Source organism: Rhodanobacter sp. LX-99 (genome assembly GCF_018599185.1).
Classification (GTDB): domain Bacteria; phylum Pseudomonadota; class Gammaproteobacteria; order Xanthomonadales; family Rhodanobacteraceae; genus Rhodanobacter.
Genome location: NZ_JAHFVL010000001.1, coordinates 234,843 through 247,002, shown reverse-complemented (window position 1 = coordinate 247,002; position 12,160 = coordinate 234,843). Strand labels below are relative to the sequence as shown.

Genomic DNA, 12,160 nt, shown 5'->3' with positions numbered 1-12,160 from the left:
GTACCGCTCAGTGGATGTCGTTCATTCGCCGGACGATTCGATCAGTGCCGACTCGCCCGCTTGTGCGTCGTCCGCCGGTGCGTCGACGGGTTCTTCGGCGTGGCTCACCTTCGCCTTTACGTATATCGGCGCCAGCGGCTCTTCCTGGACGATCTCGACCAGCATTTCCTTGGCCAGCTCCAGCATTGCCAGGAACGTCACCACGATGCCGAGGCGGCCTTCGCTGATGTCGAACAGGCTCTCGAAGCGGTGGAAGCTGCTGTCGTCGAGCCGGCTCAGCAGTTCGCCCATGCGCTGGCGCACGCTGAGCGCCTCGCGCTTGATCGCGTGATGCCCGAACAGTTCGGCCCGGTGCATCACGTCCTTCAGTGCCAGCAGCAGCTCGGTCAGCTCCAGCGGCGGCGGCAACCTGATCACGTTGCGTTCGCCCACGTCGGCATGCACCGCCACGCTGTCGCGCTCCATCCGTGGCATGGCCTCGATGTCCTCGGCCGCCCGCTTGAACCGCTCGTACTCCTGCAGGCGCCGTACCAGTTCGGCACGGGGGTCCTCTTCCAGCCCTTCCTCGATCGGGGGCCGCGGCAGCAGCAGCCGCGACTTGATCTCGGCCAGGATCGCGGCCATCAGCAGGTATTCGGCCGCCAGCTCCAGTCGCATCACGTCCCGCATCAACTCGATGTAGGTCATGTACTGCCGGGTGATCTCGGCGACCGGGATATCCAGGATGTCCAGGTTCTGCCGGCGAATCAGGTACAGCAGCAGGTCCAGCGGACCCTCGAACGATTCCAGGATGACCTCGAGCGCGTCCGGCGGGATGTACAGGTCCTGCGGCATCTGCAGCATCGGTTGGCCACGCACGATGGCCAGCGGCATTTCCTGCTGTTGAGGTACCGACGCAAACGCGTCCTGCGGTGCGGTAACCGGGCTCTGTGGCTCGACGGGCTCAGTGCTCATCAATGCATGTCATGGGGCCGTCTTCAGCGGCTGGCAGTGCGTTCAACATGATCGGAGTCATTCACAAGCCGACGCGGCATGGGATGTCCGTACTCGGAACGCGGCGGTGAGGCGGCATTCCCGGGGTACTGCGTTCTTCACACTTGTTCGGTCCATGCGCGGTGGACGCCACCGTCACGACGGGCATGACGAAGCCACTCGATGGTGGTTCGGTCAGGCAGGTCTCCAGCGACCATCGCGCGCCCACTGCGGGTTGTCAGCCACGGCAACGACGCCAAGCGAGCCAGGGAGGGCGGGAAACGACGCCACCGGCTGTTCACTGGTCAGTTCGAGAGCGGTCGAATGGACGCCACGGGTGCCGGAAGTGCTCGGCAAACATTTTCCATGGAGCCACGCGTGGGTCAAGAGTAGCGGTTAGCCGGCACCAAGTCCAGCGCGAGCCAACCGACGCTGCCGCGGTTGGCGGCGATGGCGATCCGGTGCGCTTGCCTGTTTCGCGCGGGTGTTCTCGACGGGCACAATACGCGGATTGTGCCCGGAAAACCGATGCGTCCGGTACGGAAAGGGCGGCATGTGACCTAATGTGTCGAAATGAGCCGGGCCGGCGTCAGCGTCGCGTTCGTCGACCGTGAACGGAGTGATGGACGATGTCCTGACGGCACGAGTGTGGTGCGGATTCCGGCCGAGCCCGGATCGCAATGCGGTCCGATGCGATGGCGGCGCCGTCCGATGAGGCGGCGGGATGGCACGACGATTGCTTGGAAACGGTTGGCAATCCCGACCAACGCGGCGCAACGGCGTTGTCGGCGAAGGATGCAGCAGAAAGATTTCAGGACGATGTTGAACACAGCGCTCTTGCCGGGCGCAAGCGCAAACAGGTGGTGGAGCTGATGGCAATCGACAAAAACGGGCAGGATGGCAGTGGACCGGAGCAGTTGCGTCCGGCGCGCATGCAGATCGAGACGACGGTGCTGATGAGCAGCAACGGCGAGTCGCATCCGACCGAGCTGGTGGATATCTCGGCTACCGGCGCACTGCTGCGCCGCCCGTTGGGCTGGTCGGGCCATGTCGGGCAGAGCTGGGTACTCGACATGATCTTCGGGAACAATTTGCATATCCACCTCGAGGCCGTGGTGGCGCGCATCTCCGATCACCACATCGGTTTTTCGTACAGCCGCATTCCCGAGGACAAGCAGGTGCCGTTGTGGAACCTGCTGGGCGGCTACGCCGATATCCTGGAGTACTGGAAGGACGGTTGAGCGAACTCGGCCGCCGCATGAAAAACGCCCGCATACGCGGGCGTTTTCGGTTACGGATACCTGAGGGGAACTCAGGCCGAGGCTTTCTTTTCGTCACGCAGCTCGCGGCGCAGGATCTTGCCCACGTTGCTCTTCGGCAGGCTGTCGCGGAACTCGATCAGCTTGGGCCGCTTGTAGCCGGTGAGGTTCTCGCGGCAGAACTGCTTGAGCGCTTCTTCGGTGAGGTTCGGGTCCTTGCGCACCACGAACAGCTTCACCACCTCGCCGGAATGCTCGTCGGGCACGCCGACCGCAGCCACCTCGAGTACGCCGGGGTGCTGCATCACCGCGTCCTCGACCTCATTCGGGTACACGTTGAAGCCGGACACCAGGATCATGTCCTTCTTGCGGTCGACGATGTAGAAGTATCCGTTCGCGTCCATCTTCGCGATGTCGCCGGTGTGCAGCCAGCCGTCGGCGCCGAGCACCTTGATGGTCTCGTCCGGGCGGTTCCAGTAGCCCTTCATCACCTGCGGGCCATGCACCATCAGTTCGCCGACCTCGCCGACGGGTAGCGGCGTGCCGTCTTCCGACCAGATCGCCACGTTGGTGGACGGCACCGGCAGGCCGATCGAGCCGTTGTATTCCTTGAGGTCGAGCGGATTGATGCAGACCGCGGGCGAGGTCTCGGTCAGCCCGTACGCCTCGGCCAGGGTGCAGCCGGTGATCTTCTTCCAGCGTTCGGCCACGGCGCGCTGCACCGCCATGCCGCCGCCCAGGGTCAAGTGCAGCTTCGAGAAATCCAGTTCGGAAAAACCGGGCGTGTTGAGCAGGCCGTTGAACAGCGTGTTGACGCCGGTCAGCGCGGTGAAGCCGGACTTGCGCAGTTCCTTGACGAAGCCGGGCATGTCGCGCGGGTTGGTGATCAGCCAATTGAGGCCGCCCAGGCGCATGAACACCAGGCCGTTCGCGGTCAGCGAGAAGATGTGGTACAGCGGCAGCGCGGTGATGATCACCTCTTCGCCGGGCTTGACCAGGTCGGTGCCGATCCAGGCGGCGGCCTGCAGCATGTTCGCCACCATGTTGCGGTGGGTCAGCATCGCGCCCTTGGCCACGCCGGTGGTGCCGCCGGTGTATTGCAGGAAGGCGATGTCGTCGTGGCTCAGCGTGACCGGCTGCAGCGGATGCGCCGCGCCGCGCGCCAGCGCGTCGCGGAAGCGCACGGCCTGCGGCAGATCGAACGCGGGCACCATCTTCTTCACGTGCTTCAGCACGAAGTTGATCAGCGCTCCCTTGGGGAAGCCGAGCAGGTCGCCGATGCCGGTGGTGATGACGTGCTGCACCTCGGTCTCGGCCACCACGTGCTGCAAGGTGCCGGCGAAGTTGTCCAGCACCACGATCGCCTTGGCGCCCGAATCTTCCAGCTGGTGCTTCAGTTCGCGCGCGGTGTACATCGGGTTGGTGTTGACCACCACCAGGCCGGCCCGCAGCGCGCCGAACAGGGCGATCGGGTACTGCAATACGTTCGGCATCATGATCGCGATGCGATCGCCCTTGCCGAGCTTGAGCACACCGGTGAGGTAGCCGGCGAACTGGCGGCTCATCTCATCGATCTGGCCGTAGCTGAGCTGACGGCCGAAACTGGCAAACGCCGGGCGGTCGCGGAAGCGGGCGAAAGCTTCCTCCAGCACCGCCGGCACCGAGGCATACTGACTGACATCGATCTGCTCCGGCACGCCGGCTGGATAGTTCTCCAGCCACGGACGTTCATTGCTCATGCTTTGGGTTCCCTGTTTGTCGATGACCACGAGTCGGATGGTGGAATCAGGATGGCGGTAGCATCCATCATGGACCATGCGCCAGTGGATTGGAGCATACGCCCGCGTATAGCGGCAAGCCGCACTGCAGCGAGTTCCGTCGATGATTGCACCGAGAAAAATCACCTGTGCGTTGGTCGCTCTCACGCTGTTCGCACTGGCGCTGTCGGCCTGCCGGCGCACGCCGGACGAAGAGCGGGTGCGCGCGGCCATCGCGTCGGTCGCGCAGGCGGCCGAAGCAGGTTCGGCCGGCGATGTGGGCGCCTCGCTGAGCGAGAACTTCGACGGCAATGCCGGCCAGCTGGACCGACGCGGATTGACCGGCATGGTCAGGCTGCTGTCGCTACGCGGCGAGCACGTCGGCGTGACCATGGGGCCGGTGTCGATCGAGCCTCGCGGCGAACGGATGGTGGCGACCTTCACGGTCACGCTGACCAGCGGCGGCCGACTGTTGCCCGACCAGCTGGGCCTGTACCAGGTCGAATCGGCGTGGCGCAAGGAAGACGGCGAATGGCGCTGCTATACGGCCAGCTGGAAACATTCGCTGTAACGATTCGCTGAGGCTCTCACGAAAAAAACCGCCCCGGAAGCCGGGGCGGTTTTTCGTTGCAGGAGTCACGCCGAAATTCAGGCGGCCTTCTTGCCGGCCAGCTGACGCAGTACGTACTGCAGGATGCCGCCGTGACGGAAGAACTCGCGCTCCTTCGGGGTCAGCAGCATCACGTTCACGCTGAACTGCTTCCTGTTGCCGTCGGCGGCGGTGGCCGTGACGGTGGCGTTCCTCGAATTGCCATTGTCGAGGCCGGTGATGTCGAACGTCTCGTTGCCGCTCAGGCCCAGCGATTTTGCATTCTCGCCATCCTTGAACGTGCACGGCAGCACGCCCATGCCGACCAGGTTGGAGCGGTGGATGCGCTCGAAGCTTTCGGCGATCACCGCCTTGATGCCCAGCAGCAGGGTGCCCTTGGCGGCCCAGTCACGCGAGGAGCCGGTGCCGTATTCCTTGCCGGCAAGGACCACCAGCGGGGTCTTCTCTTCCTTGTACTTCATCGCCGCGTCGTAGATCGACATCTGTTCGCCGCTGGGAATGTGGCGGGTGAAGCCGCCTTCCACGCCATCCAGCAGCTGGTTCTTGATGCGGATGTTGGCGAACGTGCCGCGCACCATCACGTCGTCGTTGCCGCGGCGCGAGCCGTAGGAGTTGAAGTCGATCGGCTGCACGCCGCGCGAGATCAGGAAGCGCCCGGCCGGGGAATCCTTCTTGATCGCGCCGGCCGGCGAGATGTGGTCGGTGGTGATCGAGTCGCCGAACAGGCCCAGGCAACGCGCGGCGTGGATGTCCTCGACCGGGGTCAGCGCCATGGTCATGCCGTCGAAGTAGGGCGGGTTCTTGATGTAGGTGGAGGCTTCGTCCCACGCGTACAGGTCGCCATCCGGCGAGTCGATCGAACTCCAGCGCTCGTCGCCCTTGAACACGTCGGCGTAGTTCTTGCGGAACATGTCCGAAGTGACCGCACCCGCCATCAGGTCGCTGATTTCCTGGTTGGTCGGCCAGATGTCCTTGAGGAAGACGTCCTTGCCGTCGGCGCCCTTGCCCAGTGGATCGGTGCTCAGGTTGATGTCGAGCGAGCCGGCCAGCGCGTAGGCGACCACCAGCGGCGGCGAGGCCAGGTAGTTCATCTTCACTTCGGCGTGCACGCGGCCTTCGAAGTTGCGGTTGCCGGAGATCACCGCGCCGACGGTGAGGTCGCCGTCGCTGATCGCCTTGCTGATTTCCTGCGGCAGCGGGCCGGAATTGCCGATGCAGGTGGTGCAGCCGTAGCCGACCAGGAAGAAGCCGAGCTTGTCCAGCTCGGTCAGCAGGCCGGTCTTTTCGAGATAGTCGGTGACCACCTTGGAGCCCGGCGCCAGCGAGGTCTTCACCCACGGCTTGGACTTCAGGCCCCTGGCGGCGGCCTTCTTCGCCACCAGGCCGGCGGCCAGCATCACCGCCGGGTTCGAGGTGTTGGTGCACGAGGTGATCGCGGCGATGACCACGGAGCCGTCATGGACATCGAATTCCTCGCCGTTGCGCAGCACGTGCTGGCCGGGCGATTTCGCGCTTTTTTCGCGGCCCACGGCGGTGCCGCCGCCCTCGTTGGCGAAACGCGCCTCGGCACCGTTGCGGTTGACCGTGGTGGCGCCGAGATTCTCGTGGAAATTCTTCTGCACGTCGGTGAGCAGCACGCGGTCCTGCGGGCGCTTCGGGCCGGCCATCGACGGCTTCACGTCGGCCAGGTCCAGTTCCAGCGTGGCGGTGAATTCGGCGTGCACGCTGTTTTCGTCGTGCCACAGGCCCTGCGCCTTGGCGTACGCCTCGACCAGCGCGACCTGCTCGTCGCTGCGGCCGGACAGGCGCAGGTACTTCAGCGATTCGGCGTCGATCGGGAAGATGCCGCAGGTGGCGCCGTACTCCGGCGCCATGTTGCCGATGGTGGCGCGATCGGCCAGCGGCAGGTGCTGCAGGCCCGGGCCGAAGAACTCGACGAACTTGCCGACCACGCCCTGCTTGCGCAGCATCTGCGTCACGGTGAGCACCAGGTCGGTGGCGGTGGCGCCTTCCGGCAGACGGCCGGACAGCTTGAAGCCGACCACCTGCGGAATCAGCATGGAGGAGGGCTGGCCGAGCATGGCCGCCTCGGCCTCGATGCCGCCCACGCCCCAGCCCAGCACGCCCAGGCCGTTGATCATGGTGGTGTGCGAATCGGTGCCGAACACGGTGTCCGGGTACGCCCACAGCTGGCCGTCGACTTCGCTGCCCATGACCACGCGGGCCAGGTGCTCCAGGTTCACCTGGTGCACGATGCCGGTGCGCGGCGGTACCACCTTGAAGTCGCTCAACGCTTTCTGGCCCCAGCGCAGGAAGCTGTATCGGGCCTGGTTGCGCTTGAATTCGATATCGACGTTGCGCTCCAGCGCGTCGGCCGTGCCGAACACGTCCACCTGTACCGAGTGGTCGATGACGAGTTCCGCCGGCGACAGCGGGTTGATCAGGGTGGGGTCGCCGCCCAAGGCCTTCATCGCGTCGCGCATCGCGGCCAGATCGACCACGCAGGGCACGCCGGTGAAGTCCTGCAGCAGCACGCGCGCCGGCATGAAGGCGATTTCGGTATCCGGCTCCTTCTTCGAATCCCATGTGGCGACCGCTTCGATTTCCTTCGCGGTGACGTCAGTGCCGTCTTCGTGGCGCAGCAGGTTTTCCAGCAGGATCTTCATCGAGTACGGCAGCCGCTTCAGGTCGAAGCGCTGGCCCAGCTTGGTCAGGCTGGCAAAGGCGTATTTCCTGCCGTTGACCTCGAGGGTGTCGCGTACGGAAAAGGTGTCTTTCATGGTGCTGCTCCTGGCTGATCCTGCGGCTGGGATGATCGAACGATGACGATGGGGAGGTCGCCGGCCCGGCAAAAAAGCAATTATCGCCCAAACCCTGCGCGGCCGCGAACCGGTGTGCCGCCGGGAGGGCGGTGTGCACGGCTTGCGGGCGTCTGTCGGGTTGCGCGCCGGCGGGTACACTGCGCCAACGCTCGCGGCCGACAACACCGCACAGGATGGGCCCGATGACCACCGCACGCAAACGCCTTTGATGACATGCAGCATTCGATGATTTCGATGGGCCTGGCCGCCGTCTCGCTGCGCGATCTCGCGCTGGTGCAGGCGGTGCATCGCCACGGCAGTTTCAACAGTGCGGCACGGGCGATGCACATCAGCCCGTCGGGGTTGTCGCACCAGGTGCAGAAGGTCGAGCAGGCGCTGGGCGCGCCGCTGTTCGAGCGCGGCGGCCGGAAGATCGTGCCGACCGCCGGCGGCCAGCGGCTGCTGCAGCAGATCGATGCGGTGCTGGCTGCGGCCGAACACCTGCAGCAGGTCGCCCGCGCCGGCGAAGTCGCCTTCGGCGGCGAGCTGCGGCTGGGCGTGCCGGCCTCGCTGGGGCCGTACCTGTTGCCGCACCTGATCGCGCCGTTTCCGCAGCATTTCCCGGGCGCGCGGCTGGGCATTTCCGAGGGCAAGCCGCGCGGCCTGTTGCGCCGCTTGAGCGAAGGCGAACTCGATGCGGTGCTGGCGCCGCCGGCAGCGGCGGTCAGCGGGATCGCCTCGCGCCCGCTGTTCTTCGAGCCGTGGGAACTGATGCTGCGCGCCGACCATCCACTGGCCGGCCGGGACAGCATTGCGCTGGACCAGCTCGATCCGGCCGAGGCCACGCTGATGGCCGAAAGCCATGCCGACGGCCTGCACTGCGAGGGCAGCGAGCACGGCCACGTGCAGGACGTCAGCCTGGAAAGCCTGGCCGCCCTGGTCAGCCTGCGCGGCGGCTACGCGCTGGTGCCCGCGCTCGCGCACGAGCGGCTGGCCTCGATGCCGAACGTCGCGCTGGCCAGGCTGAAGGGGCCGGCGTCGGGCCGCGAGATCGCGCTGTACTGGCGCGATGCCTCGCCCTGGCACGACGACCTGCAGGCGTTCGCCGAACTGCTGCGCAAGCTGGCAAGGCAGCGGCCGGGGTTGCGCGTGATGGGCGCGAAAGCGAAAACTGCGTCGGCCTGACAGCAGAAGGCCGCCTTGCGGCGGCCTTCCGTTTCATCACCTGAGGGCCCGGCTCAACCGCGCGAGGCGCGCTTGCGGTCGTTCTCGGTGAGGTGCTTCTTGCGCAGGCGGATCTCCTTCGGGGTGACCTCGACCAGCTCGTCGTCGTCGATGAAGTCCAGCGCCTGTTCCAGCGTGAACTTGATCGCCGGGGTCAGCTGGATCGCATCGTCCTTGCCCGAGGCGCGCATGTTGGTCAGCGGCTTGGGCTTGATCACGTTGACGGTGAGGTCGTTGTCCTTGGCGTGAATGCCGACCAGCTGGCCTTCATACACGTTGTCGCCCTCGGCCGCGAACAGCTTGCCGCGATCCTGCAGCGGTCCCAGCGAATACGCGGGGGTGGTGCCGCCGGCGTTGGCGATCATCACGCCATTGAGGCGCTTGGCGATCTGGCCTTCTTCCTTCGGACCGTAGTGGTCGAACACGTGGAACAGCAGGCCCGAGCCCTGGGTCAGGGTCTTGAACTGGTTCTGGAAGCCGATCAGGCCACGCGCCGGAATCTCGTAATCCAGGCGCACGCGCCCCTTGCCGTCGGACTCCATGTTCTTCAGCTGGCCCTTGCGCACGCCGAGCCTTTCCATCACGGCACCCTGATGGACTTCTTCCACGTCGACCACCAGTTGCTCGATCGGCTCCATCTTCTGGCCGTCGATCTCCTTGATGATCACTTCCGGGCGCGACACGGCCAGCTCGTAGCCCTCGCGGCGCATGTTCTCGATCAGCACCGACAGATGCAGCTCGCCGCGGCCGGAGACCAGGAACTTGTCGGCATCGGAGCCTTGCTCGACCTTCAGCGCCACGTTGTGCACCTGTTCGCGATCCAGACGCTCGCGCAGCTGGCGGCTGGTCAGGAACTTGCCGCCGGACAGGTCCTTGTTGCCGGCGAACGGCGAGTTGTTGACCTGGAAGGTCATCGAGATCGTCGGCTCGTCGACGGTCAGCGCGGGCAATGCTTCAGGTGTATCCAGCGCGGTGACGGTGTCGGAGATGGTGAGGTCGGCGATGCCCGAGATCGCGACGATGTCGCCGGCCTCGGCGCTGTCCTGCTCGATCCGCTCCAGGCCGAGGAAGCCCAGCACCTGCATCACCTTGCCCTGGCGCTTCTTGCCGTGGCGATCGATCACGGCGACCGGCATGCCCTTCTTCAAGGTGCCGCGCTGGATGCGGCCGATGCCGATCACGCCGACGAAGCTGTTGTAGTCGAGCTGGCTGATGCGCATCTGGAACGGGCCGTCCGGATCGACGTCCGGCTTGCTCACGTGCTGCATGATCGCTTCGTACAGCGGGGTCATGTCGCCTTCGCGCACGTCGTCGTTGAGGCCGGCGTAGCCGTTCAGCGCCGAGGCGTAGACGATCGGGAAGTCCATCTGCTCCGGCGTGGCGCCCAGGCGGTCGAACAGGTCCCACACTTGCTCGACGACCCACTCCGGACGCGCACCCGGGCGGTCGACCTTGTTGATCACCACGATCGGCTTGAAGCCCATCGCGAACGCCTTCTGCGTCACGAAGCGGGTCTGCGGCATCGGGCCGTCCATCGCGTCGACCAGGATCAGCACCGAGTCGACCATCGACAGCACGCGCTCCACCTCGCCGCCGAAGTCGGCGTGTCCCGGGGTGTCGACGATGTTGATGCGATTGCCCTGCCAGGTGATGGCGGTGTTCTTGGCCAGGATGGTGATGCCGCGTTCCTTTTCCTGGTCGTTCGAGTCCATCACGCGCTCGGCCAGCACGGTGCGCTCGCTGAGCGTGCCGGACTGCTTGAGCAGGCAATCGACGAGGGTGGTCTTGCCGTGATCGACGTGGGCGACGATGGCGATGTTGCGCAATTTTTCGATGGACATGGGATCGACTCGGGCGGCTCGGTGGCCGTCACGCAGGTTTTTGAAGGGCGAATTGACCGATTATACGGACTTGCGTGACAACTTGCCCGTCATTTCGATCGCCCGTTCAGCCGGCCTCACGGCCGCGGCCTGCGGGATGCCGTCGGCGCGGTTACACCACGCCGAGGAAATAGTACGCCGCGATCACCACCAGCACCGCCAGGGTCTTGATCACGGTGATCGCGAAGATGTCCTTGTAGGACTGCCGGTGGGTCAGTCCGGTCACCGCCAGCAGGGTGATCACCGCGCCGTTGTGCGGCAGCGTGTCCATGCCGCCGGAGGCCATCGCGGCGACCCGGTGCAGCACTTCCATCGGGATGCCGGCGGCGTTCGCGTTGGCGATGAAGGTCTCCGCCATCGCGCCCAGCGCGATGCTCATGCCGCCGGAGGCCGAGCCGGTGATGCCGGCCAGCGCGGTGACGGTGACCGCCTCGTTGAGCAGCGGGTTCGGGATCGTGTGCAGCGCGTCGGCGACCAGCTTGAAGCCGGGCAGGGCGGCGATCACCGCGCCGAAACCGTATTCGGAAGCCGTGTTCATCGACGCCAGCAGCGCACCGCCGACCGCGGCCTGGCTGCCGGCGGCCAGCTGCCGGGTCACCGCACGCCAGGCGAATACCAGCACGCACAGGATGCCGGCCAGCAGCGCGCCCTCGACCGCCCAGATCGCGGCGACCTTGGATACTTCCTGCACCACCGGCTTGGCGTTGCCGACCACGCTGGGCAGGAACGACTGGGTTTCGCCGTAGGCGCGCGGGATCAGGTCGGTGAACAGCTTGTTGCACGCGCCCACCAGTACCAGCGGCAGCAGCGCCACCAGCGGATGCGCCAGCCTGCCGCCTTCGAACGGAGCCGGCTCGTTGACCAGGTTGTCGCCATAGCCCTCGCCGGCCGCGGCGGCCTTGCGTCGGCGCCAGTCCAGGTAAGTCAGGCCGATGACCAGGATGAACAGCGCGCCGATCGTGCCCAGCCACGGCGCCGCCCAGGTGTTGGTGCCGAAGAACGACGTGGGGATGATGTTCTGGATCTGCGGCGTGCCCGGCAGCGAATCCATGGTGAAGGTGAACGCGCCCAGCGCGATGGTGCCGGGGATCAGCCGTTTGGGAATGTCGGACTGGCGAAAGAGTTCGGCGGCGAACGGGTACACCGCGAACACCACCACGAACAGCGACACGCCGCCGTAGGTCAGCAGCGCGCACACCAGCACGATCGACAGGATCGCCCGGCTGCGCCCGACCAGGCCGATGGTGGCCGCCACGATCGACTTGGAGAAACCGGAAAGCTCGATCAGCTTGCCGAACACCGCGCCCAGCATGAACACCGGGAAGTACAGCTTGAGGAAGCCGACCATCTTGTCCATGAACAGGCCGGTGAACATCGGCGCCACCAGCGACGGGTCGGTCAGCAGCACCGCGCCCAGCGCGGCGATCGGCGCGAACAGGATGACGCTGTAGCCGCGATAGGCCGCGAACATCAGGAAGCACAGCGCAGCCAGCACGATCAGAAACGCCATCCGTGAATCTCCCCACCACGACTTGGCGCCGAGTATCCCGGACGCCCCATGCCGGCGGCACTGTACGAAGGTACAAGTGCCGCCGGCGCACGGCGCCGCCTACTCTCCCCTCATCGGCATCCGCGCGAGCGATGCATTCACTGCAAG

8 protein-coding genes are annotated in these 12,160 nt (G+C 65.8%); 3 read left to right on the top strand and 5 right to left on the bottom strand.

Annotated features, from left to right (window positions below; translation table 11 throughout):
* Nucleotides 1-21: 21 nt before the first annotated feature.
* Nucleotides 22-954: a ScpA family protein gene (locus KK131_RS01125; RefSeq protein WP_214554660.1), complete on the bottom strand. Its 933-nt coding sequence runs from the start codon at nucleotides 952-954 to the stop codon at nucleotides 22-24.
* Nucleotides 955-1,844: 890 nt separating this feature from the next.
* Between KK131_RS01125 and KK131_RS01120 the strand changes: the two genes are divergently transcribed.
* Nucleotides 1,845-2,213 (top strand): PilZ domain-containing protein, encoded by a 369-nt coding sequence (locus KK131_RS01120; protein WP_214556615.1) that lies wholly within the window; start codon nucleotides 1,845-1,847, stop codon nucleotides 2,211-2,213.
* Between the two features lie 71 nt (nucleotides 2,214-2,284).
* Here the strand turns inward: KK131_RS01120 and KK131_RS01115 are convergent, their stop codons facing one another.
* Nucleotides 2,285-3,970 (bottom strand): long-chain-fatty-acid--CoA ligase, encoded by a 1,686-nt coding sequence (locus tag KK131_RS01115; RefSeq protein WP_214554657.1) that lies wholly within the window; start codon nucleotides 3,968-3,970, stop codon nucleotides 2,285-2,287.
* Between the two features lie 142 nt (nucleotides 3,971-4,112).
* Between KK131_RS01115 and KK131_RS01110 the strand changes: the two genes are divergently transcribed.
* Entirely contained in the window at nucleotides 4,113-4,559 is a 447-nt protein-coding gene (locus tag KK131_RS01110) for a hypothetical protein (protein WP_214554655.1), read from the top strand.
* Nucleotides 4,560-4,636: 77 nt separating this feature from the next.
* Here the strand turns inward: KK131_RS01110 and acnA are convergent, their stop codons facing one another.
* Nucleotides 4,637-7,378, bottom strand: coding sequence for an aconitate hydratase AcnA (gene acnA / locus KK131_RS01105; protein WP_214554653.1), 2,742 nt, complete (start codon nucleotides 7,376-7,378; stop codon nucleotides 4,637-4,639).
* Between the two features lie 255 nt (nucleotides 7,379-7,633).
* Here acnA and KK131_RS01100 point away from each other — a divergent pair, with 255 nt between their 5' ends.
* Entirely contained in the window at nucleotides 7,634-8,584 is a 951-nt protein-coding gene (locus tag KK131_RS01100; protein WP_214554651.1) for a LysR family transcriptional regulator, read from the top strand.
* 53 nt (nucleotides 8,585-8,637) lie between these two features.
* Here KK131_RS01100 and typA read toward each other — a convergent pair whose 3' ends face one another.
* Nucleotides 8,638-10,464 carry a translational GTPase TypA gene (gene typA / locus KK131_RS01095; protein ID WP_214554649.1) on the bottom strand — a complete coding sequence of 609 codons (1,827 nt, stop codon included), beginning with the start codon at nucleotides 10,462-10,464 and terminating at the stop codon, nucleotides 8,638-8,640.
* Between the two features lie 151 nt (nucleotides 10,465-10,615).
* Nucleotides 10,616-12,013 carry a GntP family permease gene (locus KK131_RS01090; RefSeq protein WP_214554647.1) on the bottom strand — a complete coding sequence of 466 codons (1,398 nt, stop codon included), beginning with the start codon at nucleotides 12,011-12,013 and terminating at the stop codon, nucleotides 10,616-10,618.
* Between the last annotated feature and the right edge of the window lie 147 nt (nucleotides 12,014-12,160).

Coding starts and splice junctions, on each gene's coding strand:
- KK131_RS01125 (WP_214554660.1), bottom strand. CDS start 954: ATGAGCACTGAGCCCGTCGAGCCACAGAGCCCGGTTACCGCACCGCAG.
- KK131_RS01120 (WP_214556615.1), top strand. CDS start 1,845: ATGGCAATCGACAAAAACGGGCAGGATGGCAGTGGACCGGAGCAGTTG.
- KK131_RS01115 (WP_214554657.1), bottom strand. CDS start 3,970: ATGAGCAATGAACGTCCGTGGCTGGAGAACTATCCAGCCGGCGTGCCG.
- KK131_RS01110 (WP_214554655.1), top strand. CDS start 4,113: ATGATTGCACCGAGAAAAATCACCTGTGCGTTGGTCGCTCTCACGCTG.
- acnA (WP_214554653.1), bottom strand. CDS start 7,378: ATGAAAGACACCTTTTCCGTACGCGACACCCTCGAGGTCAACGGCAGG.
- KK131_RS01100 (WP_214554651.1), top strand. CDS start 7,634: ATGCAGCATTCGATGATTTCGATGGGCCTGGCCGCCGTCTCGCTGCGC.
- typA (WP_214554649.1), bottom strand. CDS start 10,464: ATGTCCATCGAAAAATTGCGCAACATCGCCATCGTCGCCCACGTCGAT.
- KK131_RS01090 (WP_214554647.1), bottom strand. CDS start 12,013: ATGGCGTTTCTGATCGTGCTGGCTGCGCTGTGCTTCCTGATGTTCGCG.